The sequence below is a fragment of the Gryllotalpicola daejeonensis genome, assembly GCF_039538145.1.
In the GTDB taxonomy this organism is placed as follows: domain Bacteria; phylum Actinomycetota; class Actinomycetes; order Actinomycetales; family Microbacteriaceae; genus Gryllotalpicola; species Gryllotalpicola daejeonensis.
The window spans coordinates 356,854-382,108 of sequence record NZ_BAABBV010000001.1 but is presented as its reverse complement, the minus strand read 5'-3'; the positions used below and the strand labels follow the sequence as shown (position 1 = coordinate 382,108).

General features: G+C 68.9%; 27 protein-coding genes and 1 tRNA gene. 22 read left to right on the top strand and 6 right to left on the bottom strand.

Annotated features, from left to right (window positions below; genetic code table 11):
- The first annotated feature begins 62 nt into the window (after positions 1–62).
- Entirely contained in the window at positions 63–1,508 is a 1,446-nt protein-coding gene (gene pyk, locus ABD736_RS01920) for a pyruvate kinase (protein ID WP_344790051.1), read from the top strand.
- Here pyk and ABD736_RS01915 read toward each other — a convergent pair.
- On the bottom strand, positions 1,472–1,951 hold the full coding sequence (locus ABD736_RS01915) for a phosphoribosyltransferase family protein (RefSeq protein WP_344790050.1): 480 nt from the start codon (positions 1,949–1,951) through the stop codon (positions 1,472–1,474). The two genes, pyk and ABD736_RS01915, sit on opposite strands and share 37 nt — an antisense overlap.
- Positions 1,952–1,960: 9 nt before the next feature.
- Positions 1,961–2,848, bottom strand: coding sequence for an EamA family transporter (locus ABD736_RS01910; protein ID WP_344790049.1), 888 nt, complete (start codon positions 2,846–2,848; stop codon positions 1,961–1,963).
- A 60-nt stretch (positions 2,849–2,908) separates the two neighbouring features.
- Here ABD736_RS01910 and ABD736_RS01905 point away from each other — a divergent pair, with 60 nt between their 5' ends.
- The 5 genes from ABD736_RS01905 to ABD736_RS01885 are packed head-to-tail and all read left to right on the top strand — an operon-like array spanning position 2,909 to position 6,125.
- Positions 2,909–3,340, top strand: coding sequence for a VOC family protein (locus ABD736_RS01905; RefSeq protein WP_344790048.1), 432 nt, complete (start codon positions 2,909–2,911; stop codon positions 3,338–3,340).
- Between the two features lie 10 nt (positions 3,341–3,350).
- Entirely contained in the window at positions 3,351–4,007 is a 657-nt protein-coding gene (locus ABD736_RS01900; protein ID WP_344790047.1) for a histidine phosphatase family protein, read from the top strand.
- A 10-nt stretch (positions 4,008–4,017) separates the two neighbouring features.
- Complete coding sequence (locus tag ABD736_RS01895) at positions 4,018–4,398, top strand: hypothetical protein (RefSeq protein ID WP_344790046.1); 381 nt, start codon at positions 4,018–4,020, stop codon at positions 4,396–4,398.
- A 36-nt stretch (positions 4,399–4,434) separates the two neighbouring features.
- On the top strand, positions 4,435–5,148 hold the full coding sequence (locus tag ABD736_RS01890; RefSeq protein ID WP_344790045.1) for an HAD family hydrolase: 714 nt from the start codon (positions 4,435–4,437) through the stop codon (positions 5,146–5,148).
- The gene (locus ABD736_RS01885; protein ID WP_344790044.1) at positions 5,145–6,125 is read left to right on the top strand and encodes a DUF2804 family protein; all 981 of its coding nucleotides are present in this window, start codon (positions 5,145–5,147) and stop codon (positions 6,123–6,125) included. The genes ABD736_RS01890 and ABD736_RS01885 overlap by 4 nt, the downstream gene beginning before the upstream one ends.
- Here the strand turns inward: ABD736_RS01885 and rlmN are convergent, their stop codons facing one another.
- Positions 6,126–7,337 carry a dual-specificity RNA methyltransferase RlmN gene (rlmN, locus tag ABD736_RS01880; protein WP_344790043.1) on the bottom strand — a complete coding sequence of 404 codons (1,212 nt, stop codon included), beginning with the start codon at positions 7,335–7,337 and terminating at the stop codon, positions 6,126–6,128.
- Between the two features lie 77 nt (positions 7,338–7,414).
- Here rlmN and ABD736_RS01875 point away from each other — a divergent pair, with 77 nt between their 5' ends.
- The 12 genes from ABD736_RS01875 (at position 7,415) to ABD736_RS01820 (ending at position 21,301) form a co-directional block, all read left to right on the top strand.
- Positions 7,415–7,933, top strand: coding sequence for a hypothetical protein (locus ABD736_RS01875; RefSeq protein ID WP_344790042.1), 519 nt, complete (start codon positions 7,415–7,417; stop codon positions 7,931–7,933).
- A 264-nt stretch (positions 7,934–8,197) separates the two neighbouring features.
- Positions 8,198–9,556, top strand: a complete 1,359-nt coding sequence (locus ABD736_RS01870; protein WP_344790041.1) for a YibE/F family protein — start codon at positions 8,198–8,200, stop codon at positions 9,554–9,556.
- Between the two features lie 198 nt (positions 9,557–9,754).
- The gene (gene kdpF, locus ABD736_RS01865) at positions 9,755–9,844 is read left to right on the top strand and encodes a K(+)-transporting ATPase subunit F (RefSeq protein ID WP_344790040.1); all 90 of its coding nucleotides are present in this window, start codon (positions 9,755–9,757) and stop codon (positions 9,842–9,844) included.
- Between the two features lie 65 nt (positions 9,845–9,909).
- Entirely contained in the window at positions 9,910–11,544 is a 1,635-nt protein-coding gene (kdpA, locus tag ABD736_RS01860; RefSeq protein ID WP_425555017.1) for a potassium-transporting ATPase subunit KdpA, read from the top strand.
- Positions 11,544–13,649, top strand: coding sequence for a potassium-transporting ATPase subunit KdpB (gene kdpB / locus ABD736_RS01855; protein ID WP_344790038.1), 2,106 nt, complete (start codon positions 11,544–11,546; stop codon positions 13,647–13,649). Before kdpA ends, kdpB begins: the two co-directional genes overlap by 1 nt.
- A 22-nt stretch (positions 13,650–13,671) precedes the next feature.
- The gene (gene kdpC, locus ABD736_RS01850; RefSeq protein WP_344790037.1) at positions 13,672–14,328 is read left to right on the top strand and encodes a potassium-transporting ATPase subunit KdpC; all 657 of its coding nucleotides are present in this window, start codon (positions 13,672–13,674) and stop codon (positions 14,326–14,328) included.
- 13 nt (positions 14,329–14,341) lie between these two features.
- Positions 14,342–16,900 (top strand): ATP-binding protein, encoded by a 2,559-nt coding sequence (locus ABD736_RS01845; protein ID WP_344790035.1) that lies wholly within the window; start codon positions 14,342–14,344, stop codon positions 16,898–16,900.
- Entirely contained in the window at positions 16,897–17,598 is a 702-nt protein-coding gene (locus ABD736_RS01840) for a response regulator transcription factor (protein ID WP_344790034.1), read from the top strand. The genes ABD736_RS01845 and ABD736_RS01840 overlap by 4 nt, the downstream gene beginning before the upstream one ends.
- 104 nt (positions 17,599–17,702) lie before the next feature.
- Positions 17,703–18,965: an MFS transporter gene (locus ABD736_RS01835; protein ID WP_344790033.1), complete on the top strand. Its 1,263-nt coding sequence runs from the start codon at positions 17,703–17,705 to the stop codon at positions 18,963–18,965.
- A 134-nt stretch (positions 18,966–19,099) separates the two neighbouring features.
- Entirely contained in the window at positions 19,100–19,768 is a 669-nt protein-coding gene (locus ABD736_RS01830; RefSeq protein WP_344790032.1) for an SGNH/GDSL hydrolase family protein, read from the top strand.
- A gap of 73 nt (positions 19,769–19,841) precedes the next feature.
- Positions 19,842–20,375 carry a putative immunity protein gene (locus ABD736_RS01825; protein ID WP_344790031.1) on the top strand — a complete coding sequence of 178 codons (534 nt, stop codon included), beginning with the start codon at positions 19,842–19,844 and terminating at the stop codon, positions 20,373–20,375.
- Between the two features lie 101 nt (positions 20,376–20,476).
- A complete protein-coding gene (locus tag ABD736_RS01820) occupies positions 20,477–21,301 on the top strand; it encodes a DUF899 family protein (RefSeq protein ID WP_344790030.1) in 825 nt (274 codons plus the stop codon).
- 113 nt (positions 21,302–21,414) lie between these two features.
- Here ABD736_RS01820 and ABD736_RS01815 read toward each other — a convergent pair.
- Positions 21,415–21,497: transfer RNA gene (locus ABD736_RS01815), tRNA-Leu, on the bottom strand.
- 110 nt (positions 21,498–21,607) lie between these two features.
- Here ABD736_RS01815 and ABD736_RS01810 point away from each other — a divergent pair.
- On the top strand, positions 21,608–22,228 hold the full coding sequence (locus tag ABD736_RS01810; RefSeq protein ID WP_344790029.1) for an ANTAR domain-containing response regulator: 621 nt from the start codon (positions 21,608–21,610) through the stop codon (positions 22,226–22,228).
- Here the strand turns inward: ABD736_RS01810 and ABD736_RS01805 are convergent.
- Positions 22,225–22,401, bottom strand: coding sequence for a hypothetical protein (locus tag ABD736_RS01805; protein ID WP_344790028.1), 177 nt, complete (start codon positions 22,399–22,401; stop codon positions 22,225–22,227). The genes ABD736_RS01810 and ABD736_RS01805 overlap by 4 nt on opposite strands.
- A gap of 49 nt (positions 22,402–22,450) precedes the next feature.
- On the opposite strand from ABD736_RS01805, the gene ABD736_RS01800 reads away from it, so the two are divergent.
- On the top strand, positions 22,451–23,968 hold the full coding sequence (locus ABD736_RS01800) for an LCP family protein (RefSeq protein ID WP_344790027.1): 1,518 nt from the start codon (positions 22,451–22,453) through the stop codon (positions 23,966–23,968).
- Between the two features lie 15 nt (positions 23,969–23,983).
- Positions 23,984–24,391 (top strand): hypothetical protein, encoded by a 408-nt coding sequence (locus ABD736_RS01795; protein ID WP_344790026.1) that lies wholly within the window; start codon positions 23,984–23,986, stop codon positions 24,389–24,391.
- 31 nt (positions 24,392–24,422) lie between these two features.
- Here the strand turns inward: ABD736_RS01795 and ABD736_RS01790 are convergent, their stop codons facing one another.
- A complete protein-coding gene (locus ABD736_RS01790) occupies positions 24,423–24,737 on the bottom strand; it encodes a hypothetical protein (RefSeq protein ID WP_344790025.1) in 315 nt (104 codons plus the stop codon).
- Between the two features lie 58 nt (positions 24,738–24,795).
- Between ABD736_RS01790 and ABD736_RS01785 the strand changes: the two genes are divergently transcribed.
- Positions 24,796–25,245 (top strand): GNAT family N-acetyltransferase, encoded by a 450-nt coding sequence (locus tag ABD736_RS01785; protein WP_344790024.1) that lies wholly within the window; start codon positions 24,796–24,798, stop codon positions 25,243–25,245.
- Positions 25,246–25,255: the final 10 nt, after the last annotated feature.

Here is a 25,255-nt window from a genome sequence, read left to right as displayed (position 1 = left end):
TGCGCTGAAGGCTGATCGCCCGCGCATTCCCCTCACGAAACGAAAGCTGAATACCAAGCATCATGAGACGAGCCAAGATCGTCGCCACACTCGGCCCTGCAACATCGAGCTACGAAGCGATCCGCGCGATCATCGAGGCGGGTGTCGATGTGGCTCGCATGAACCTGAGCCACGGCAGCTACGACGTGCACGAGGGCGTCTACGCGAACGTGCGCAAGGCGGCCGACGACCTCGGCAAGCCGGTGGCGGTCATGGTCGACCTGCAGGGCCCGAAGATCCGCCTGGGCAAGTTCGAGGCCGGGCCCTACGACCTGCGCGAGGGCGACATCTTCACGATCACCACCGAAGAGATCGTCGGCAACCAGGAGATCTCCGGCACGACGTTCAAGGGCCTGCCCGACGACGTGAAGCCCGGCGACCCGCTGCTGATCGATGACGGCAAGGTCGGCCTGCGCGTCGTCTCGGTCGACGGCCCGCGCGTCACGACCGAGGTCACGGTGCCCGGTGCCGTCTCGAACAACAAGGGCATCAACCTGCCCGGCGTGGCCGTCAACGTCCCCGCGCTGAGCGAGAAGGACGAGGCCGACCTGCGCTGGGGCCTGCGCCTCGGCGCCGACTACATCGCCCTGTCGTTCGTGCGCAACGCCAAGGACATCGACCGCGTGCACGAGATCATGGCCGAAGAGGGGCGCAAGATCCCCGTCATCGCGAAGATCGAGAAGCCGCAGGCGGTCGAGGCGCTCGAAGAGATCATCGACGCGTTCGATGCGATCATGGTCGCCCGCGGCGACCTCGGCGTCGAGCTGCCGCTCGAGCAGGTGCCGATCGTGCAGAAGCGCGCGGTCGAGCTCGCCCGCCGCATGGCCAAGCCGGTCATCGTGGCGACGCAGGTGCTCGAGTCGATGATCTCCAGCCCGCGCCCGACGCGCGCTGAGGCATCCGACTGCGCGAACGCGATCCTCGACGGCGCGGACGCCGTGATGCTCTCTGGTGAGACCAGCGTCGGCGAGTTCCCGACCATCACCGTGCAGACGATGGCGAAGATCATCGAGTCGACTGAGGAGCACGGCCTCGAGCGCGTGCCCCCGCTCGGCACCAAGCCGCGCACCCAGGGCGGCGCGATCACGCTCGCCGCGGCCGAGGTCGCCGAGTTCGTCGGCGCGAAGTTCGTCTGCATCTTCACCGAGTCCGGCGACACCGCCCGCCGCATGGCGCGCCTGCGCCACGCGATCCCGATGCGCGCATTCGCGACCGACGAGGCGACCCGCCGCCGCATGGCGCTGGTCTGGGGTGTGCAGTCCTCGCTCGTCGACACCGTGACCTACACCGACGAGTACTTCCGCCAGGTCGACGACGCCCTGATCGGCGAGGGTCTCGCGACCTACGGCGAGAAGGTCGTCGTCATCTCCGGTTCGCCTCCTGGGCTGCCCGGCACGACCAACGACATGCGCGTCTACACGGTCGGCCACGCTCACAACGAGGTCGCGCCGGCGTACGCCCAGTCCTGACCGCCCAGCGCGGCCCGCACCTCGTCTTCTGACACCTCGGGAAGTTCGGCGTACCACCGCCGAACGCTCGAGAGGGGTTCGGGCCGCGCGATCGCGTAGAGGTCGGCCGCGAGCCGCCCGAGGCTGAGCCGCCTCGGTGCGACGGGCGCGGCGGCGAAGACCTGCCTGGGGTGAGCCGCTGCGACGGTCTCGAGCGCGGCGCGCATCGTCGCGCCGGTGTTGACGCCCTCGTCGACGACGAGGACGGTTCGGTCTTCGAGGTCCGTCTCGGTCAGGCATCCGCTCGCCACTGCACCCAGCGGCGCCCCCAGCTCACGCGCGACGACCTGCGCGACCAGCACGCCGCCGGCCGGGATGCCGAGCACGACGGGCCTCGCCGCCCTCAGGTTCAGCAGCAGATCGGCGAGCATTCGGCCCGCCTCGTCGCGGTCGCGGAACAGCACGCTGGCAGGTTACGCGGCGCCGGCCTCGGGTGCGATAGGGCTCGGCTGTGAATCGGATTCGCGGTGGCTCAGGATCGCGACCGCGGCGCTCACCACGACCAGCGCGATGCCGGCGACCATCGCCAGGGTGAAGTGCTCGTGCAGCACGAGCCACCCGAAGACCGCCGCGACGGCCGGCCCGAACGCGGTCACGACGGCATAGATCCGCGGCGTCAGGCGTCGCAGCACGAACGCGTCGAGGCTGTAGGGCACGGCGCTCGACAGCAGGCCGAGCGCCAGCAGAAGCATCCAGTCGCGCATGCTCACGCTCTGCCACGAGATGGTGACGAGCGCGAGCGGCAGCGAGATCACGGTGGTCACGATGCTCGCGATCGTGATGCCCTCGAGCCCGGGCAGCGCGAGCGCGACGCGGCGCGAGAACAGGATGTAGGCGGCCCAGAACGCGGCGGCGGCCAGCGCCGCGACGACGCCTGCGGCGTTCAGGTGACCGGATGCCTCAGACAGCAGCACCACGCCGGCCGCGGCGCCGACGGCGCACGCCCCGTCGATGATCCTGCGCGAGCCCAGCACCGCGAGCGCGAACGGGCCGAGGTACTCGAGCACCGCGGCGATGCCGAGACCGAGCAGGTGCACGGCGAGATAGAACGTCAGGTTCATGGCGAGCAGGGCGACGCCGAGCGCGAGTGCCGGCCAGAGCCGGCGCCAGGTGAACCCCACTCGAGTGGGGCGCCAGAACGGCACGAGGGTCGCGACCGTCACCAGCTGACGCGCGGTGACGACCGGGACGACACCGACGGCGGGGATGATCAGGCCGGCGATCGCCGAGCCGAAGTTGACGCTGACCAGGCTGCCGAGCTGCACCGCCGAGCCGCTCCAGAGGCGGCGGCGTGCGGTCATTACTTCACCCTAGAGCGCAAGGGCCCTGCGGATGTCGGTGGTCGTTGCTTCACTGTCGGCATGGACACCGCAGATCTGCAGACCGTCTTCCCGAAGATCGTGGCGACCGTGCTCGACACGACCGATGTGCGCCGCCTGGCCGAGTTCTACCGAGAGCTGCTGGGCTACTCCTACTTCCCGGGCGATGAGCCGCCCGCCGAGGGCCAGCCCGACACCGCCGACTGGCTGCGCCTGCGTGAGAACGGCGGCTCGTTTCGGCTGTCGTTCCAGAAGGTCGAGAAGGTCGACCCGCCCACCTGGCCAGAGGGCCCGATTCCGCAGCAGCTGCACCTCGACTTCGCCGTCAGCAGCCCGGAAGAGCTGCAGCGGCAGAAGGGTCGGGCGCTCGAGCTCGGCGCCACGCTGCTGCGTGATCGCTTCGACGACCCCGACGAGCCGCTGTTCGTGTTCGCCGACCCGTCCGGGCATCCGTTCTGCATCTTCGTCGGCTAGCGTCGGAAGGGTGCGCCTGCTGCTCATCCGTCACGGTCAGACCCCTGCCAACGTCCTCGGCTCGCTCGACACGGCGGCCCCCGGGCCGGGCCTGACCGAACTCGGGCAGCAGCAGGCTCAGGCCGTTCCGGCGGCTCTGCGCGACGAGAACGTGCAGGGCATCTACGCCTCGCGGCTCGTGCGCACCCAGCTCACCGCCGCGCCGCTGTCGGCCGCGCGCGAGCTCGAGGTCGTCGTGCACGACGGGCTGCACGAGATCGAGGCCGGGGCCTTCGAGGCCAAGACCGACGAGCAGTCGGTGAAGGCCTACCTCGGCACGATCCTGAAGTGGGGAACAGGCGAGCTCGATGCGCGCATGCCCGGCGCCCACGACGGCCACGAATTCTTCGGCCGCTTCGACGCGGCCATCGCCGAGATCGCGACTGAACACGACGACACCGCGGTCGTGTTCAGCCACGGCGCGGCGATTCGCGCGTGGGTCGGCGCCCGCGCCCTCAACATCAGCGGCGAGTTCACGCTGCACAACCCGCTCGACAACACCGGTGTGGCGGCGCTCGAGGGCTCGGTCGAGCAGGGCTGGCGACTCGTCAGCTGGGCCGACCAGCCGGTCGGCGGCGCGCAGCTGCACGACGAACTCGCTCCGGATCCCACGGGCGAGCGCGTGTAGCGAGGTCGAGTTGGCCGCCGTCGACGTCGAGGCCGAGGGCCGTCGCGTGGGTCGAGAGCTCTGGCCCGCGGGGGCGAGCTGGGTGCCGGACGAGGTGCTTGATGCCTGGCAGGAGCTCGCGGCGAAGCATCCCGCCATCGCCACGGATGCCACGCGGGCGGCGTTCCTCAACGCGGCACGTGCCGCCCGCAAGTCGGCGCCGACCGCGCAGGAATTGCGGGGGAGAGGCGAGCTGCTCGCACGCCTCGCCGCAGCCAACGCGGCCCGCACGGCAGCGACCCGCGCGGCCAATGACGTGGCCGGGGCCGAGCGCGACCCCGATGCCGCGGTGATCGCCCGCCGCCGCAGGGAATCCCTGGAGCGCCGCAGAGCCCGACACGAGAAGGGGTGACGGGCAACCGGCCCGACGCGGCGCTAAAGTCGGCGCATGGCGGGGATCGTCCTGTTCGATTTCGACGGCACACTCGCGCGTCGGCCGTGGATCAGCTTCGGCCGAATCCTGCTCGACGCGATCAGGAAGTCACAACCGGACACGGTCGTGACGGCGAGCGACCTGTGGGCCGGGCTCGAAGACGGCTTCCCGTGGCACCACCCCGATGTTGCGCACCCTGAGTTGAACGGCGACGCCGACGCCTGGTGGGCCCGGCTCGAGCAGGTGCTGCTGATGGCGTGCGTCTACGCGGGCGTCGACGCCGAGCTCGCACGGGCCGCGGTCGCCGAGGTGCGTCCGAGGTTCTCCGATCCGGCGGAATGGGAGCTCTACCCCGAGACCGTCGACGCCCTTGAGGCCCTGCGCGAAGAGGGCTGGCGGCTCGCGATCGTGAGCAATGCGGTGCCCGAACTGCGACACACCGTTCGCGGCCTCGGCATCGCCGACTACTTCGACGCGATCATCGCGAGCGCCGACGTCGGTTACGAGAAGGGGCACCCCGAGATCTTCCGCGTCGCCCTGCGCGCGCTCGGCGAACCCGATCCCACCGGCCCCGTCTGGATGGTCGGCGACAACCTCGAGGCCGACATCGAGGCGGCCACGCGGCTCGGCTTCGGCACGGTGCTGGTGCACTCGCCGACCTCCAGCGGCGTGGCCCACGACCTGCGCGACGCGGCCTACATCATCCTGATGGCGGCAGAGCGCGCATGAGCCCGGCACACGCGGGGCGCCTTGCCGAGCGCCCGCGCGACTTCGACCCGCTCGCCGGCCGCGGCGGACTCGGCCGGCGCTGGCACGACTTCCGCCTCAAGGAATGGGTCGGCTTCACCCTGTTCCACCCCGAGCTGTACGGCTCGATGATCATCCAGGACGCGAAGTACCTCGCCACCTCCGAGCTGTACATCCACGACCGCGCCAGCGGCCGACTCGACGAGCACGCGGCGAGCGGCCGCCGCAGCGAGCTCGAGCTGCCGAGTGCCGGGCTGATGTTCGGCGGCACGTGCGCGTTCACGGCACGGGGATTCGAGCTGGGCTACCGATTCGATGAGGATGCCGGCAGCCACAGCATCCGTGTCGAGATCGCCGCGACGGCAAAGGCGCAGGCCATCCGCGGCGAGCTGATCCTCGATGCGGCCGGCGCATCCGCCCCGCTCGTCGTCGACACGCCGCTGGGCGCAAGCGCGTCGATGTTCACGCACAAGCGCATCTATCCGATCGCGGGAACGCTGACGGTAGGGGAGCGCGCGTACCGCTTCGACCCGGCACGCGACCTCGTCATCATCGACGAGCATCGCTCGCGCCTGCCGTATCGCACCGAGTGGACGTGGGGTACCTTCGCGCTGCGCACGGAGTCGGGCGGCATCGTCGGGGCGAACTTCGCCGACCGCGAGCAGCCTGCCGGCGCGGAAGAGGAATCCGGCATCTGGGTGCCGGACGCCGTCGAGCCGCTCTCAGACGTGGCCTTCGCGCCCGCGTCGGCCGACCCGCTCGCACCGTGGACCGCGCGCTCTGCCGACGGGCGCCTCGACGTCGAGTTCGTGCCGGAGGGACGAAAGGGCGTCCGCCGGAACTTCGGAATCGTCGCAATCGACTACTTCCAGCTCTACGGCGTGTATGAGGGAACTGTCGCCGGCTTCGCCGTCAGGGGCACCCACGGCGTGCTCGAGCGCATGCGCATGCGCTCGTAGCTACTCCGCAGCCGCCAGCTGCCCGCACGCCCCGTCGATCTCTTTGCCGCGGGTATCGCGCAGCGTGGTCGGGATGCCTGCGGCCTCGAGCCTCCTGATGAACTCGTTCGTCACCTCGGGCTCGGACGACGTCCAGATCGACCCCGGCGTCGGGTTCAGCGGAATCGGGTTCACGTGCACCCAGCCGCGCCCGCGGGCGTTCAGCTTCTCGGCGAGCAGGTCGGCTCGCCAGGCGTGGTCGTTCATGTCCTTGATGAGCGCGTACTCGATCGAGACGCGGCGACCGGTCTTCTCGAAGTAGTAGCGCGCGGCATCCAGCGCCTCATCGACCTTCCAGTGGTCGTTGACGGGGATCAGCTCGTCACGCAGCGTGTCGTCGGGCGCGTGCAGCGACAGCGCGAAAGTCAGCGGCAGATCCTCGTCGGCGAGCTTGCGAATCGCGGGCACCAGCCCGACCGTCGACACGGTGATGTGCCGGGCGCTCATGCCGAGCCCCTCCGGTGCCGGTGCGACCATGCGACGCACGGCGTTCATCAGCCGCTTGTAGTTGGCGAGCGGCTCACCCATGCCCATGAAGACGATGTTGGTCACGCGCGGCGAGTCGAAGCCGCCGTCTTTGCGCAGACCGCCGAGCTCGCCGTTGGCGATGGCGCGGTTCGCCGCGACGACCTGGTCGACGATCTCTGCGGTCGACAGGTTGCGGGTGAGACCCGCCTGGCCGGTGGCGCAGAACGGGCAGTTCATGCCGCAGCCGGCCTGGCTCGACACGCACAGCGTGACGCGGCCCGGGTAGCGCATGAGCACCGACTCGACGAGCGCGCCGTCGAACAGGCGCCACAGGAATTTGATCGTCTCGCCCTTGTCGGTGCGCAGGCGCCGCACCTCGGTGAGCAGGGGCGGCAGCATCTTCTCGACGATGTCGTGACGAGCGGATGCCGGCAGGTCGGTCATCTCGTCGGGGTCGCTCGTGTAGTGCTCGAAGTAGTGCGTGCTGAGCTGCGTCGCACGGAAGGCCGGGTAACCGAGCTCGACGAGCTTCGCCTTGCGCTCCGCGAGCGTCAGGTCGGCGAGGTGCGTTTCGGGCTGGGTGCGGCGGGGGCTCTGGAACTGCAGCAGAGGCCGGCCGCCGGCATCCGTCGCCTGCGTCCAGCCCTCGGCCTTGGGGCGGACCTGCGGGCGCGAGCGGTGCGCAGCCGTCGTGTGCTCAGTCATGCGTTCATTCTCGCAGGCGCGCGCTGGGCGAGCACCCCTGCAGGCCGCGGCCGACGCTAGCGTGAGCCTGTGACAGCGTGGCCGCGCTCGAGGTGGCCGGCGACGAGATCGAGTGGGGCGACGTGGAATTCACAGGCAGTGGTGCGAGGGATGCCGCGGCCGCAGGGCTGATTGAGGAGTGGGTCCACGCCTTCATGCGTGGCAAGGGCGACAACGTGCCCCTGTCTGACGGTCTCGCGCTTCAGCAGCGTTGGTGGCTCGGTCCGGTTGCCGCGCCCGCTCATGCGCTTCGGCGGAAAGTCGGTCCCGAACCAGGCCTGCCTTATCCCGTCTCCGAGGCAGAATGGGCCGAGAGCCTGCCGGGCTACGTCGGAAGTATCGAGAACGGCTGGGACGTGCCGCCGTCGATCGTCGAGTATGTCGGGGCTGACCAGTTCCCGATCGCGGACGGCAGCCACCGCGTAGAAGCGCTCCGGTCGCTTGGCCGGCAGGCGGTCGAGGTGGTCGTCTGGTTCAATTCCGAAGCCGAGTGGCGCTCCTTCTCGGCGCCGTGGGCCCACGGCGCCGTGCGCAACGCTGGCAGGAAGGTGGGCTGAGACAGACGCTCAGTCGTCCGTATTGTCCACGTAATCGACCTCGCAGTCGTCGCACCTCAGCGCGGTTCCCGCGTGCCGAAGGGTGGTGCCGCAGATCGGGCAGACCGCCGCGGTCGCAGCCATGGACGTCTCCGTTGTCGTCATAGCGGGCCACGCTACCCACGGCCCCTCGCACACCTCGACACCTTGCACATCCGAGAAGCGGTTGCTAGCGGCCGCCGCAATCGGCGACAGCCTCACCCGCGGTACATCTACCTTTGCCTTATGGTCAATCGGCACGCCCACTCCCACTCCGATGGCCCATCGCCGGCTCTGCACGTCAGAACGTGGCCGCGTGTCGCGATCATCGGGCTCATCGTGCTCTGCGGGTTGGCGGCGGTCCTCGGCGTTGTGCACTGGTGGCCCGATGCCAACAGGGTCGACAGCGTGCGCAATCTCGTGCCCTTCGCCGTCAGCGGCACCAAGGTCGTGCACGGCGAGGTGCTCGAGGTCGTGCCGTCGTGCACGGGGAAAGAGACGTCGCCTGACCTCTGCGGCGACTCACCGGTGCACATCAGCGATGGCCCGCACGCGGGCACGACGGTGAAGGTGGCGCTCACTCCCGACGTCATCGCCACCGGCATCCAGCCCGGCGACCACATCCTGCTGCTCGACACCTCGGGCGCAACGAACGGGCCGACCCAGCCGCTGGCGTTCTACCGCTACGACCGCGGCTCGGCGATGCTGTGGTTCGCGATCCTGTTCGGGGTCGCGGTCGTGCTGGTGGCGTGGCGGCGCGGAGTCATGGCGCTCGTGAGCCTCGGCTTCGCGGGTGTCGCCGTCATCGCCTTTCTCGTGCCGGCTCTGCTCAGCGGCGAGCCGGCAGTGCCTGTCGCGCTGGCGGCATCCGTCGCCATTCTGATCGCGATGCTCTATCTCACCCACGGCTTCTCCATGCGCACGTCGGTGGCGCTGACCGGCGCGCTCGTCGGGCTCGGCCTGTCGACGCTGTTCGCCTGGCTGGCGGTGACGGGCTGGCGGCTCGCGGATCTTGGCGATGAGTCCGCCGGTCTGCTCGCCAACAACGTCCCGTGGGTCAACGTGCAGCAGCTCGTCATCGCATCCGTGGTCCTCGCAGGCCTCGGCACCCTCAATGACGTGACCGTCACCCAGGCATCCGCCCTCTGGGAGCTGCGCGCCGCCTCGCCGACCATGACCAGATGGCAGCTCTTCTGGCGCGCCATGCGCATCGGTCGCGATCACGTCGCCTCGACTGTCTACACGCTCGTGTTCGCCTATCTCGGCACGGCGCTAATCCTGATCGTCGCGGTTCAGCTCTACGGCGGCACGGCGCGCGACTTCGTCACGGCCGAGGACGTCGCCGAAGAGATCGTGCGCGCGCTCGTGGGTGGGCTCGCCCTGGTGCTCGCGATGCCCGTCACGACGGCGATCGGGGCCCTCGTGGTCGCCGAACCCGAACCGACACGGCGCACGGCAGACGATGGCGCAGGAGACGGACGCGGCGCACGGCAGCCGGGTCGGCCGTCGGAAGCCGCCCCCGTTGCGCCGCCGGTGACCATCGCAGTTTCGCCGACGAAGGACGACCTGCTGCGTCTTCCGGAGAACCCGTGGGACGGCGACTGAGCGGGCAATCACCCCACCGCGTGCGCCACGTGTGAGGAAACCGTTAGGGAACGGCGTGCGCCCGTCCGGCTTCCGTTAGGAGCGCCCTGAGGGTACGCGAACGGCGCTTCACTCGTCCCTCGTGGACATTCTGTGGATCTTGGGCGTGATCGCCCTCACGATCGTCGTGGCGCTCACCGCCAAGGGGGCCGAGAAGCTGTGATCTTCTTCGACATCCTCGCCGCGGCCCTCGCCATCGCGTCGCTCGCGTACCTCGTGTACGCACTTCTGAAGCCGGAGAAGTTCTAGTGCAGCCGGATCTTGCCGCTGGGCAGGCTGCCCGGCTCTTCCTCGCGCAATTCGCGACGCTCGCAGTGGTGCTCGGGCTCACCTACCGGCCGCTCGGCGACTACCTGGCGCACACCTTCACGACGACGCGCGACCTGAAGATCGAGCGCGGCTTCTACCGCGTGATCGGGGTGCGATCGGATGCCTCGCAGAGCTGGCCCGCCTACCTGCGCGGCGTCCTCGCGTTCTCTGTCGTCGGCGTGTTCCTCATCTACGTGCTGCAGCGCGTGCAGCACTGGCTGCCGTACTCGCTGGGGCTGCCGAATGTTCCCTCGGGCCTCGCTTTCAACACGGCGATCTCGTTCGTGACGAACACGAACTGGCAGTCGTACTCGCCCGAGCTCACGCTGGGCTACACGGTTCAGTTCGCCGGCCTCGCGGTGCAGAACTTCGTCTCGGCCGCCGTCGGCCTCGCCGTGGCGATCGCCCTGGTGCGTGGTTTCGCGCTGCGGCGCTCGGGCACGATCGGCAACTTCTGGGTCGACCTCACCCGCGCGGTGACGCGCGTTCTGCTGCCGATCGCAATCGTGGCAAGCGTCGTGCTGATCGCCGGCGGCGTCATCCAGAACGTCAACCCGGTCGAGACCATCCACACGATCGCGGGAGGCGTCCAACACCTTCCGGGCGGCCCGACCGCTTCGCAAGAGGCCATCAAGGAACTCGGCACGAATGGCGGCGGGTTCTTCAACATGAACTCCGCGCACCCGTTCGAGAACCCGACCGCGTGGACGAACCTCTTCGAGACGTTCCTCATGCTGCTGATCCCGTTCGCGCTGCCGCGCACCTTCGGCCGAATGGTCGGCGACAACCGCCAGGGGTACGCAGTGCTCGCGGCGATGGGCGTGCTGTTCGCGGCATCCCTGCTCATCGGCACGCTCTTCGAGCTGCACGGCGGCGCCGACAGGGCGATCGCCGCCGCGGGCGGCGCCATGGAGGGCAAGGAGCAGCGCCTCGGCATCATCGGGTCATTGCTCTTCGACACCACCGGCACGAGCACCTCAACCGGCGCGGTCGCGTCGATGCACGACTCCATGACGTCGTTCGGCGGCATGATGATGCTCGTCAACATGATGCTCGGCGAGGTGTCGCCGGGCGGAGTGGGCACCGGCCTCTACGGCATGCTCGTCATGGCGATCGTCGCGGTGTTCCTCGCCGGCCTGATGATCGGCCGCACCCCGGAGTACCTCGGCAAGAAGATCGGCGCCCGCGAGATCAAGCTCGCCTCGCTGTACTTCCTCACCACGCCGACCATCGTGCTCATCGGCCTCGGGCTGAGCTTCGCGATTCCGCCTCTCGCGCACGATCTCGAGCACACGAGCATGTGGAACCCGGGGCAGCACGGCTACAGCGAGGTGCTCTACGCGTTCACCTCCGCCGCCAACAACAACGGCTCGGCCTTCGCCGGCATCACGGCGAACACCCCGTGGCTCAACGCCTCCCTCGGCGCCGCGATGTTCCTCGGCCGGCTGCTGCCCATCGCCTTCGTGCTCGCCCTGGCCGGCTCTCTCGCCGCTCAAGACAAGATCCCGGCCACGACCGCGACCCTGCCCACGCATCGCGCGCAGTTCGTCGGACTGCTCGTCGGAACGGTGCTGCTGGTCTCGGCACTCACCTATTTCCCCGTGCTCGCGCTCGGACCCATCGCAGAAGGACTGCACTGATGACCGCCGTTCCCACCCGCGCCCAGGCGGGCGCCTTCAACCTGCGGCAGCTCTGGACGAGCCTGCCCGACGCCCTGCGCAAGCTGAGCCCCCGAGAGCTGTGGCGGAACCCGGTGATGTTCATCGTCGAGGTCGGCGCGGCCCTCACCACGGTGCTCGCTGTGGCCCGGCCGAGCACGTTCACCTGGTGGATCGCCGTCTGGCTGTGGCTGACGGTGCTCTTCGCGACGCTCGCCGAGGCCGTCGCGGAAGGGCGCGGCAAGGCGCAGGCGGCGACCCTGCGCAAGACCCGCACGACGACGCTCGCGAACCGCGTGCTCGATTATGACGAGCGAACGGATGCCGGCGCCGAGAGCGCCCGCGTCGAGTCCGTCGCATCGGCAGAGCTCATGCTGAACGACATCGTCGTGGTGTCGGCGGGCGAGCTGATCCCCGGCGACGGCGACATCGTCTGGGGCATCGCCTCGGTGGACGAGTCCGCCATCACGGGGGAGTCCGCACCGGTGGTGCGCGAGTCGGGCGGTGATCGCTCGGCGGTCACCGGAGGCACTCGTGTGCTCTCCGACCGCATCGTCGTCAAGATCACGTCGAAGCCGGGGGAGACCTTCGTCGACCGCATGATCGCGCTTGTCGAGGGCGCCGCCCGCCAGAAGACCCCGAATGAGATCGCCCTGAACATCCTGCTCGCGAGCCTCACGATCGTCTTCGTGGTGGTCGTGCTCGCGCTCGGCCCCACCGCCGGCTTCGCGCACGCGGCACCGACGGTGACGGTGCTCGTCGCACTGCTCGTCTGCCTCATTCCGACGACGATCGGCGCACTGCTCTCGGCCATCGGGATCGCCGGCATGGACCGCCTCGTGCAGCACAACGTGCTCGCGATGTCGGGTCGCGCCGTCGAGGCCGCGGGCGACGTCAACACGCTGCTGCTCGACAAGACCGGAACGATCACCTACGGCAACCGCCAGGCCGCAGAGTTCCGGGCGGTGCCCGGCGTCGCTGCGAGCGAACTCGTCGAGGCCGCGGCGCGCGCGTCTATCGCCGACCCGACGCCCGAGGGTCAGTCGGTGGTGGCGCTGGCCGCAGAGCTCACCGCGTCAGGAGAGGGTTTCGATACGGTCGCAGAGCGACCTACTCAACCATCGGAGAACGTCGTGCCGTTCACCGCGCAGACGCGCATGAGCGGAGTCGACTTCGCCGACGGCCGCCAGCTGCGCAAGGGCGCGCCGAGCGCCATCCGCGCGTGGGTCGTGGAAAGAACGGCAATACCTGCCGACATCGAGCGTGTTTTCGACGACCAGGTGGCCGAGATCTCACGGCTCGGCGGCACCCCTCTCGGCGTCGCCACCGTCGACGCCACCGGGTGCGCCCGCCTGCTCGGCACCATCTACCTGAAGGACGTCGTCAAGACCGGCCTCAAGGAGCGCTTCGCGGATCTGCGCCGCATGGGGATCCGGACGGTGATGGTGACGGGTGACAATCCGGTGACGGCATCCGTCATCGCCAATGAAGCGGGTGTCGACGATGTCCTCGCCGAGGCGACGCCTGAGGACAAGCTCGCTCTCATCCGCCGCGAGCAGGAAGGCGGCCACCTCGTCGCGATGACGGGCGACGGCACCAACGACGCGCCCGCACTCGCGCAGGCCGACGTCGGCGTCGCGATGAACACGGGCACGAGCGCCGCCAAAGAGGCCGGCAACATGGTCGATCTCGACAGCGACCCGACCAAGCTCATCGACATCGTGACGATCGGCAAGCAGCTGCTCATCACGCGCGGGGCGCTCACGACGTTCTCGATCGCCAACGACGTGGCGAAGTACTTCGCCATCATCCCGGCGATGTTCGTGACGGCCTTTCCCGGCATGCAGGCCCTCAACGTCATGCGGCTGCACTCGCCCGACTCGGCGATCCTCTCGGCGGTCATCTTCAACGCACTCGTCATCGTCGCGCTGATTCCGCTCGCACTGCGAGGCGTGCGCTACCGGCCGTCGACGGTCTCCACGCTGCTCGGCCGGAACCTGCTGGTGTTCGGGCTCGGCGGCATCATCGCGCCGTTCATCGGCATCAAGCTGATCGACCTGGTCATCAGCCTCATCCCCGGTTTCTGAACCGGACTGAAGGAGAACTGACATGCCTTCCACTACCCGCGCCACCGTTCGCCAGTACTGGGTCGCGATCAGGGCCATGGTCGTGCTGACCGTCGCGCTCGGCGTCGCCTACCCGCTCGTCATCACGGGCGTCGGGCAGCTCGCGTTCCCCGCGCAGTCGAACGGATCCAAGATCACGGGGGATGCCCCGGGCTCCGGCAACCCCGTCGTGCTCGGCTCCGCGCTCATCGGCCAGTCCTTCACCGACGGGGAAGGCAAGCCGCTCACGCAGTGGTTCCAATCCCGCCCGTCGGCGGCCACCTCGGACTCCGCGCCGAACGGCTATGACGCGAACGCCTCGCTCGGCTCGAACTGGGGCCCGAACAATCCGGATCTGGTCAACGCGATCAACGACCGCAGGAACATCATCGAGAGGACCTACGGCGTCAGCGCCGACCAGATCCCCGTCGACGCGCTCACCGCCTCGGCATCCGGCCTCGACCCCGACATCTCGATCGCCTACGCGAGGCTGCAGATCGAGAAAGTCGCATCGACGCGCGGCCTCAGCGAGGCATCCGTTCGCAAGCTCGTCGACCGCAACACGCACGGGCGCGATCTCGGCTACCTCGGCCAGCCGTACGTGAATGTCGTCCAGTTGAACCTCGACCTGTCCAAGATGGACCCTGACGGCGATAACTAGGAGTCGGGGTCTGGTGGCGAGAGGCAAGCTGCGCGTTCTGCTCGGGGCGGCGCCGGGGGTGGGCAAGACCTACGCCATGCTCGAAGAGGGCCGGCGCCTGCAAAGCGAAGGCAAGGACGTCGTCGTCGCAGTCGTGGAGACGCACGACCGCGCGGCGACGGCCGCCATGCTCGAGGGCCTCGAGGTGGTGCCGCGGCGCACGGTCGAGCACCGCGGCGTCTCGCTGAGCGACCTGGACCTGCACGCCGTGCTCGCCCGGCATCCCCAGATCGCCCTCGTCGACGAGCTCGCGCACACCAACGCGCCCGGCCTCGCACACGAGAAGCGCTGGCAAGACGTTCACGACCTGCTGGATGCCGGGATCACGGTGTTCACGACCGTGAACATTCAGCACATCGAGTCGCTCAACGACGTGGTCGAGCAGATCACGGGCGTGGTGCAGCGCGAGACGATCCCCGACTCGGTGCTGCGAGCGGCTGACCAGATCGAGGTGGTCGACCTGGCCCCGCAGGCGCTGCGCGACCGGCTCGCCGAGGGCCTGGTCTACCCCGCAGCTCGCATCGACGCGGCGCTGTCGAACTATTTCCGCCTCGGGAACCTCACGGCGCTGCGCGAGCTCGCGCTGCTCTGGCTCGCCGATGAGGTCGATACGGCCCTGCAGGCGTATCGCGCCGAGCACGGCATCGACTCCAAGTGGGAGGCGCGCGAGCGGGTGGTCGTCGCGCTCACCGGCGGCCCGGAGGGCGAGACGCTGCTGCGGCGTGGGGCGCGCATCGCCGCCCGCTCGTCAGGCGGGGAGCTGCTGGCTCTGCACGTGGTGAGCGACGACGGCCTGCGCGAGCCCCACCCCGCCTCGCTGGCCGCCCAGCAGTCGCTCGTTGAAAAGCTCGGCGGAACGTACCACCAAGTCGTCGCCGAAGACGTGCCGCGTGCACTCGTCGACTTCGCGCGTGCGTCCAACGCGACCCAGCTCGTGATCGGCGTCTCGCGGCGCAGTCGGCTCTCGGCGTTCCTCACCGGTCAGGGCGTCGGCGCGACAGTCATCCGTGAATCGGGCGACATCGACGTGCACATCGTGACGCACGACGCCGCCGGCAGCCACCCGATCGTGCTGCCGCGCGCCCGCGGCGCGCTGTCGTGGCGGCGGCTGACGCTCGGCTTCGTCTTCGCCGTGCTGGCCGGCCCGCTGCTGACGTGGTTCCTCTGGTCGTTCCGCTCGTCGGACGCGCTCACCGCCGAGGTGCTCGCGTTCCAGTTGATCACCGTGATCGCCGCGCTCATCGGGGGCATCTGGCCCGCGCTGTTCGCGGCGGTGCTGTCGGGGGTGACGCTCGACTATGTCTTCGTCGAGCCGTATTACACGATCACGATCGCCCGGCCGCTGCACCTCGCGGCGCTGCTGCTCTACGTCGTGATCGCGGCGCTGGTCAGCTTCGTGGTCGACCAGGCGGCGCGCCGCACCCGTGCCGCGCGGAGGTCTGCGGCCGAATCCGAGGTGCTCGCAACCGTCGCCGGCGGCGTCATCCGCGGCGACGACGCCGTCGAGGCACTGGTCGCGCGCGCTCGCGAGGCGTTCGGGCTGAATGCCGCGCGACTGGTCGGCGCCGACGGCAGCGTGCTGTTCGAGGTGAGCTCGCGGGTCGACGCGGCGACCCCGCCGGTCGACTCGGCCACCCCGCCCGTCGACGCGGCGAAGCCGAATGGAGACCGCCCCACCCAGCCCACGCACGTCGAGCCCGTCGGCGACCGGGCGCGGCTCGAGCTCTTCGGCCCCGCGCTCGAGAGCTCCGACCGGCGCATCCTCTCCGCGATCGCCACGCAGCTCGACGCCGCCCTCGAGCACCGTGACCTCGCCGACACCGCAGAGGCGCTCAAGCCGCTGGCCGAGACCGACCGGGTGCGCTCCGCGCTGCTCGCAGCCGTGGGTCACGACCTGCGCCGACCGCTGGCCGCCGCGACGGCGGCGGTGACGAGCCTGCGCTCGCCAGGCATCCGTCTGTCTGCGTCCGATCGCGACGAACTGCTCGACACGGCGCAAGCCGGGCTCGAGAGCCTCGGAAGCCTCGTCACCAACCTGCTCGACGTGAGTCGGGTGCAGGCCGGGGTGCTCGCCGTGAATCTCGCCCCGGTCGACATCGACGACGTGCTGCCCTCTGCGCTCGAAGAGCTCGGCGTGGCGCCCGGTGCAGTCGTGCTCGATGTCACCGACGACGTTCCCGCCGTCAGCGCGGACCCCGTGCTGCTGCAGCGGGTCGTCGTGAATCTGCTCGCGAATGCGCTGCGCTACTCGGCGAGCGCGCCGCGCCTCGCGGTCAGTGCGTTCGGCGACGACGTGCAACTGCGCATCGTCGACGCGGGCCCCGGCGTGCCCGACGACCGCAAAGAGGCGATCTTCCAGCCATTCCAACGCGAAGGCGACACCGACAACACGACCGGCATCGGCCTCGGGCTCGCGTTGTCGCGCGGCTTCGTCGAGGGCATGGGCGGCACGCTCGCCGTCGAGGACACCCCGGGTGGCGGCCTGACAATGGTGGTCACCCTGCACACCGCGCCCATAGGAGGCACCCAGTGAGAATCGTGGTCGCCGACGACGACCGGCAGATCCTGGGCGCGCTGCGCATCATCCTGTCGGCGCGCGGCTACGACGTCGTGCTCGCGAAAGACGGCAGAGAGGCGCTCGACAAGGTCGTGAACGACCACCCCGATGTCGTCGTTCTCGATCTGGGGATGCCTGGACTCGACGGCCTCGCAGTGATCCAGGCCATCCGCGGCTGGTCGACGGTGCCGATCCTGGTCGTGTCGGGACGCTCGGACTCGGCCGACAAGGTCGAGGCGCTTGACCTCGGCGCCGACGACTACGTCACGAAGCCGTTCCAGGCCGACGAGCTGCTCGCCCGCATCCGGGCGCTGGGGCGACGCAAGGGCGGGGGAGAGGACTCACCGGTGGTTCGCTTCGGGAACGTCACCGTCGACCTCGGGGCGCGGCGCGTCGTGCGCGGTGAGCCGGGGGCTGAGGCATCCGTTCGCCTCACGCCCACCGAGTGGCAGCTGCTCGAGCTGCTCGTGCGCAATCCGGACCGCCTCGTGACGCGCGAGACGATCCTCACCGAGATCTGGGGACCGAATCACACGGCCGACACGGGCTACCTGCGGCTGTACCTTTCGCAGCTGCGAAAGAAGCTCGAGCCGGAGCCGTCGGCGCCACGGTACCTGCTGACGGAGTCTGGCATGGGCTATCGCTTCGTGCCGGGCGACGCGGGTCGAGGGTGACCGGGGCGATTGCGACGCCGAAGTCGCGCACCGCCTGTGGGAGCGCAGCGGTGCCCGCGCGTTGCGGCACCAGACGATCGCACTGAGTCCTCTAGCCTGAGCCAGTGACCGCCGCGGACCCCGAGCTCGTGCTGCGGCGCATTCCCGACTTCCGGCGACTGTGGGCCTCGAACGCCCTCGGCGACGTCGGCGCCGCCTTCGCCTCGCTGGCGCTCAGCGTGACCGCCGTCGTTGCGCTGCATGCGAGCGCGTTCGAGGTCGCGGTCATCACCGCGCTCGGCAATGGCGCGTACCTGGTCCTCGGCGTTCCGGCCGGCGTATGGGCAGATCGGATGCCTGCCAAGCGGCTCCTCGTCGCCGCCGATCTCGCCCGGTTCGCCGCGGTCGGAAGCGTTCCCGTCGCCTACTTCGCGCACGCCCTGACGGTGCCGCACCTGATGCTCGCCGCGGCCGTGACGAGCGCCGCGAACGTCGTCTTCGAAGTCGCCCACACGACCGCGCTGCCGACCGTCGTCGGGCGCGGCCGCGTGGCGCAGGCATCCGCGGCCCTGCAAGGTGCGGATTCGACGGTCAACGTCATCGGCCCCGGAATCGCCGGCTGGCTGATCGCCCTCACGTCGGCGCCCGCCGCGTTCCTGGTGACTGCCGTCGTTCACCTCGCCTCGTCGCTCAGCGCGGCGTCGATGTCCGCCTCCCGCACGCGGATCGAGACGCCGTATCCGCCGTTCTGGACTTCAGTCGCGACGGGCCTGGGCTTCGTGTTCCGCAGGCCGCTGCAGCGCACCTTCATGCTCGCGGCGGCGACCATCAATTTCGGTGCCGGCTTCATCTCGGCCGCCTATGTGCTGTTCGCGCTGCGCACGCTTCATCTGAGCCCAGCGACCTACGGCGTCATCCTCGCGATCGGCGCCGTCGGCGGCATCCTCGCGTCACTCATCGCGATGCGCGTGCGCAAGCGCGTCGGCGAGATCCGCACGCAACTGCTCTGCTACGCCCTCATCCCGGTCGCGTTCGCGCCTGCGCCGCTCGCGCAGCACCTGCCGGTGCCGCCTGCGGTGTCGATGACGGTCGCAGAGTTCCTGCTCAACCTGATCATCGTGGTCGCGGCGATCGCGAGTTCCGGCGTGTACCCACGGATCACGCCCCCGGAGCTCTTCGGGCGCGTCACCGCTGCCCGCCGCACGATCACGATGGGGGTGCTTCCGCTCGGGACGCTGCTCGGCGGGGCACTCGCCACCGTGATCGGCTACGCCCCGACGCTCTGGGTCGGCACCGGGGTCATCGCGTGCAGCGCCCTCGTCATGACGGCCTCGCCCATCGTCGGGATGCGCGACCTGCCGCCCGAGCTCGAGGTGCACACCGGCTAAGTGAGGCTGGTGCTCCTCGCTGCGCTGGTGACTACGCTCGAATCGAGACCATGGCAACAACGGCGTCAACTGACAAGGTCTCCAAGAAACCCACGACGTTCCATTCCGAATGAGGGCCCGGAGAGGGAAGCACAATGTCGAAGGAAACGAAGTCACTGACGCTGAACCCGCAGTTGGAGGAGTTTCAGACCTCGCTCATCGCAAAGTACGCGGCGGCGAACCGGACGGCGAAGCGCGGCCAGATCGTCTTCGTGGGCTCCAGCCTGATGGAGATCTTCCCCATCGAGCAGTGGGAGGAGGCGGGAGAAGTCGCCTTCGACAAGTACATCTACAACCGCGCCGTGCGAGCCACGACCACGGCGTTCCTGTTGAAGCACATCGACACGCAGATCTTCGATCTCGAGCCGTCGAAGATCTTCATCAACATCGGCACGAACGACATCGGGTTCCAGGTACCGGAGGATGAGTTCCTGGCCAACGAGCGCGAGATCTTCCGCCGGATCGCTGAGCGACTGCCCGACTGCGTGACCTACGTGCTGAGGTACTACCCGATCAACACGGTCGACTTCCAGAACGACGAAGACGAGAAGACGCTCTTCGCGACCCGCTCAAACGCAGCCTTCCAGGCCGCCTCGGACAAGATCGAGGCACTCGCAGGCGAGTTCGGCTTCCACTTCATCGACGTCAACGCGGGCCTGGCCGACGAGCGCGGCAACCTGAAGAAGGAGCTGACCTTCGACGGAGCCCACCTCAACCCCGACGGCTACCGAGTGGTGTTGAACAACCTCACGCCGTATCTGTAGCAGGTTCGCCTTTTCCGACCTCGCAGCTGCACTCACCGATCACGACCGTTCGCGCCGTCTGAAAGCACCACGCGTGGCCTCAGCTCAGTCACTCAGCGAAGACCAGCGTCGCCTGGTAGCGGCGTGGGCCGCCGATTGCGCCGAACGAGTGTTGCCCTTGTTCGAGTCCGAAGCTCCTGAGGATGGTCGCGCGCGAGACGCGATCGCCAGGGCACGCGCCTTTGCTCGTGGCGAGCTCGGGACGGCGGGCGAGATCCGGCGTCGGTTTGTCGACGGTCGAGCCGCCGCCTCGGTGACATCTGCTGCGGCCGTCGCGGCCGCCCGATCTGCAGCTCAGGCATCCGGCGTTGCTCACATGGGCGCGCATGCTCTCGGGGCAGCGGCATACGCGGTGAAGGCTGTCGGCATCAGCCGGCCGATGAGCGTGAGCGCCGAGCTCGACTGGCAATGGCAGCACATGTCGCCCGAGGTTCGGGACGCCCTTCGCCTGCTCCCAGCTCTCGGTGAGGATCCCGCAGGACCTCTCGCAGCCGGCGGTCTGCTGGCACGTGGAGACGTGGGCGACGCGATCCGGGTGCTTCAAAGCCTGCTGTCCGGCGAAAGCTAGAACTCTGGCGTCGAGATCGCGCATCCGGCTACGACTAAGACATGAACGGCGGAGTCGCTGTGCGCACCGTGCATCGCACCCGCCAACGGAAGGGGGCCGACATGGCCGAGCACATTGAAAACATCGATCGGCCCGGTCGGCCGCCGATCGTCGACATGTCCACCTGGCAGCAGGCGCGCGCCGAGCTGCTCGTGCGCGAGAAGGCGCACACCCGCGCGACCGACGCCCTCGCGGCAGCCCGCAGGCGACTGCCCATGGTCGAGATCAACCCGACGGTCGAAGTGGTCGGCGCGGCGGGGCCGGTGCCGTTCCTTTCTCTGTTCGAGGGGCGGAACGAGTTGCTGATCTATCAGCACATGTGGCACGACGGCGCCCCGGCTCAGGGACAGTGCGAGGGCTGCACTCTGGTCGTCTGGCAGCTGAAGGACGCGGTCTACCTCAATGCGCGCGGTGTCTCGTTCGCGATCCTCACGACGGGCCCCTGGGAGGAGGTCGCTCCGTATCTCGATTTCATGGGATACACGCAGCCTTGGTATTCAGCGCGCGGACTCGGGGCTCCGCTGGACGGCGGAGGCGGCCGCTTCGCCTGCTTCCTGCGCGACGGTGATCGCGCGTTCATGACCTACGACACAACTGGGCGCGGCAACGAGCAGGGCACGCCCTCCTTCGGCCTGCTCGACATGACGCCGTACGGGCGCGGCGAAGCGTGGCAAGAGACGCCCGACGGGTGGCCTGAAGGGCGCGGCCCCTGCTGGTACTGGCGAACGGATGCCGACGGCAAACCCGGCTGGGAGACGACTCGGCCCACCCCGCAGTGGACCCGACCGGGCGCCACGCCCGTCGACCACCTCGGTCGACACGAGCACCACCATGCACTTGGGAACGTCGCCAGCCCTCGCGCGCGGCTTCCACGCGCTGTTTCCTAATCGGACTCAAGCGATGCAAGGCGACGACCGCGTCGCCGCATTCGGCTCCAAGATCGAGGCCTTTAAGCCAGAAGTGACGGAGGGATGGCACCTCGTCGACGAACAGGATTCGGTGCCGGCGGTGGGACTCGAACCCACACGCCCTCTCGGACAAAGCATTTTGAGTGCTCCGCGTCTGCCATTCCGCCACGCCGGCCGACACCGCCCTTTGAAGATACCGCAGGCCAGGCATCCGGCCCGCCCTCACGCCCTGCACGCAAGCCGCGCCTTCGGAACCGCACCGGCCTGCTCGTATACGCTTGAACCGTGACTGACCAGCCGGAGAACAACGCGCCCCGCCGCGTCGTCGTTGCCGAAGACGAATCCCTCATCCGCCTCGACATCGTCGAGATCCTGCGTGACAACGGCTTCGAGGTCGTCGGCGAGGCCGGTGACGGCGAGACCGCCGTCGCACTCGCGACCGAGCTGCGCCCCGACCTGGTCGTGATGGACGTTCGGATGCCCAAGATGGACGGCATCGAGGCCGCCGACCGCCTCGGCAAGAACCACATCGCGCCCGTCGTGCTGCTGACCGCCTTCAGCCAGAAGGAGCTCGTCGAGCGAGCCTCTGAGGCCGGCGCCCTCGCCTACGTGGTCAAGCCGTTCACACCCAACGACCTGCTGCCGGCGATTGAGATCGCGCTGGCCCGCTACCAGCAGATCATCACGCTCGAGGCCGAGGTCGCCGACCTCGCCGAGCGCTTCGAAACCCGCAAGCTCGTCGACCGCGCCAAGGGCCTGCTCAACGAGAAGATGGGCCTGACCGAGCCCGAGGCCTTCCGCTGGATCCAGAAGGCGTCGATGGATCGCCGCCTCACCATGCACGATGTCGCCAAAGCGATCATCGACCAGCTCGCACCGGGCACGGCGAAGAAGAACGCGGACTAACCAGCGGATGCCTGCGCTCGCCACTCCTCGGCGAGCACGAACTCCTCGCGGCGGACGCTGAGACGCTCCGTCATGCCGCACGACGACTCGTTGGCGGCGACGCACTCGCGCATCGCGCGGTGCAGGGCCCTCGGACCCGGCGCGCCCCCGTTCGGGTGCAGATGCGCTCGCAAGGGCAATTCCTAGGACGTTTCCCAGCCTCAGGCTCAGTAGCGTTCCCACATGGCCAAGAGCTCGACCGCGCCCTCGCCCGCACCCCGGCACGGGCGAGGGCGCCGACGCGCCGCCCCAACGCCCCTCAGCAAGGGCAGACGCGCGCTGATCTGGACGGCTTCAGCCCTCATCTTCGTGCTGCTGCTCGGCGGCGGCTACGTGGTCTACAACTACTTCCACTTCGTCGGCAGCGTGCACAAGGTCGACGGCGCGCTGCCCGACGCGGGGAAGGCCAAGACATCGTCCGGCGCCGACGAGAACATCCTGATCATCGGCACCGATCAGCGACCGGCGAACATGACCGCCGCGCAGTACAAGCAGCTGTCGACGACGCCCGACGGCGGCGGCATCAACACCGACACGATGATCCTGCTGCACATCCCCGCCGACGGCAGTTCGGCCACGCTCGTGTCCTTCCCGCGCGACTCCTACGTCGACATCCCCGGCTACAGCAAGAACAAGATCAACGCCGCCTACGCCGACGGTTACCAGAGCACCACGGGCACTGCAGACCAGAAGAACGCCGCAGGGGTCAGAGTGCTGGCCAGCACCATCACTCAGCTCACCGGCCTGCCGATCGACCACTACGTCAAGGTGAACCTGATCGGCTTCTACAACATTGCTAACGCGCTCGGGCCCGTGGACGTTTGCCTGAAGAACCCCGTCAACGACCACTATTCCGGCGCCCACTTCCCAGCAGGCCCGCAGAAGCTCAACGCGACGCAGGCGCTGCAGTTCGTCCGCCAGCGGCACGGGCTCCCCAACGGAGACTTCGATCGTGCCGTGCGCCAGCAGTACTTCCTGACGGTCGAAGCGCAGCAGGTCCTCAGCGCGGGCACGCTGCTCAACCCCGTCAAGCTCAACACGGTGATCGGCGCAATCGGCAGGTCGCTCGAGACCGACTCCGGCCTCAACATGATCCAGCTCGCCGGCAAGCTCAAGAACCTGCAAGCGTCAGGCATCCGATCTGCCACGATTCCGCTCGCGAATCCGCGCACGTCGACCCAGGAGATCGGCGGGCTGCCCCTCGACGTCGACAACGTCGACTATGACGCGATGCCCGACTTCATCGACTCGATCACGGGCCGGCCCACCACGGCGCAGCGCATCGCGAAGGCGGCCGCCGCAGCGCCGAGCGCGGTCACGGTCGATGTGCTGAACGGTGCGGGCACAGCCCACGGCTCGAGCGACGCGGCGGCAGTGCTCGCGACCGCGGGCTTCCACACCGGGGCACCCGCAGACGCGCCGCAGACACAGCACACCACCACGATCTACGTCCCCGCCGGCGACGAGGCGCAGGCCAAGGCGCTGCTGCCGTACCTTCCGCGCGCGGCCCTCGTCGGCACGACCACCTACAAGCAGCTCACCATCGTGCTCGGCACGGACGGCATGACGCCGACAGCCCCGTCTCAGCCGAGTGGGGTGACGACCCCGACGACGGCACCCAGCACCGCGCCGACTGCGGCGCCGACACCGACCTCGACGCCGGCGACCAACGCGTACAACGCGGCCACCTGCATCGACTAGGGCTACGGTCGGCGAGTGAGCGACTTCTTTGTGGCAGGCAGCTGGCGTAATCGGGCGGCGATCGAGGGGGTGCTCCTCACGCTCGATTGCGCCGGGTTCAGCTCGTACAGCTTTGTGCGAGCGCCATACTCGCCAGAGGCATCGGTGCTCGCGGTGCCCGGGGGAGCCGACTCGGCAGACCTTGACAGCGAAGCGGTACAGGAACTGTTCGAGCAGGACCTTGCCGCGCTGAAGGCGGCAGATCGCTTCCTGCTCGTGCTTCCCGCGGGCCAGGCTGGGCATATCGAGGCCGGTATCGCCTACGGTTTGGGCGAACCATGCATCGCGGTTGGGGCATCCGACCGCTCCGACACCCTGTATCGCATCTTCGAGCACATGTTCCCCAGCGTCGAGCAGCTGGAATTGTGGCTTTCTGAGAGCTGATTGGACCGCTGATCCGTTCGAGTGGTCGCCGCTACTCGACTTTGATGCCCCAGCCGAAGTGACTCTCGGCGATCCAGTCGGCGATGTCGCTGGCGAAGTGGGCATAGAGGCGCTCCGGCTCCCCGAGATGCGGGCCGTGCACATAGCTGACGAGAAGCGACTCGCCGGGCACCTCCGCTGAGCAGTAGAAGTTGTCGCCGTCGGCCGCTCGGTCGCTCGCGCACACGATGTCGGTGACCGCCACCTCGCTCAGAGAGGGGCTCACCGAGGCCGCAGCTCGCAGACCGGCCTGGAGCGCCTGACAGAACTGGGGGAGCGCGATCGCGGCGACGTCGACCAGCTGCATGGCACGACACTAGCCGTCGGTGAGCTCACCGCCTTCGGCGATCGCCGACAATGGACTCGTGGCGTTTGAACGAGTGGAAGCCGCTGATGTCGACGAGTTGCGCGAGTTCTTGCGCGAGGTCGACCTGACGCTCGCCGGGCTGGAGGAGCCCGCAGTCCACCTCTGGATTCAGCGAAACGCCGGCGGCGACATCGTCGGCAGCACGGGCTTTGAGCTGAGCGAGGACGGACGGCACGCGCTGATCCGCAGCGTGGCCGTCGCGCCCGAGCATCGCACCGCCGGCGCAGGGTCCCTGCTCGCACGTCACGCAATCGAGCAGGCGCAGCTTTCGGGTGCGACTCGGGCGTGGCTGTTCTCGCGCCGCTCAGGGCCGTTCTGGCAGAAGCTCGGCTTCACGAGCGCCGACCGACACGAGCTCGCCGCTGCGCTGCCGGATGCACACCAGGTGCGCCTCTTCGTCGAGACCGGCCAACTCGAGCGGGAAGTCGCCTGGTCCCAGGCTCTGTGATCCCGCGCGT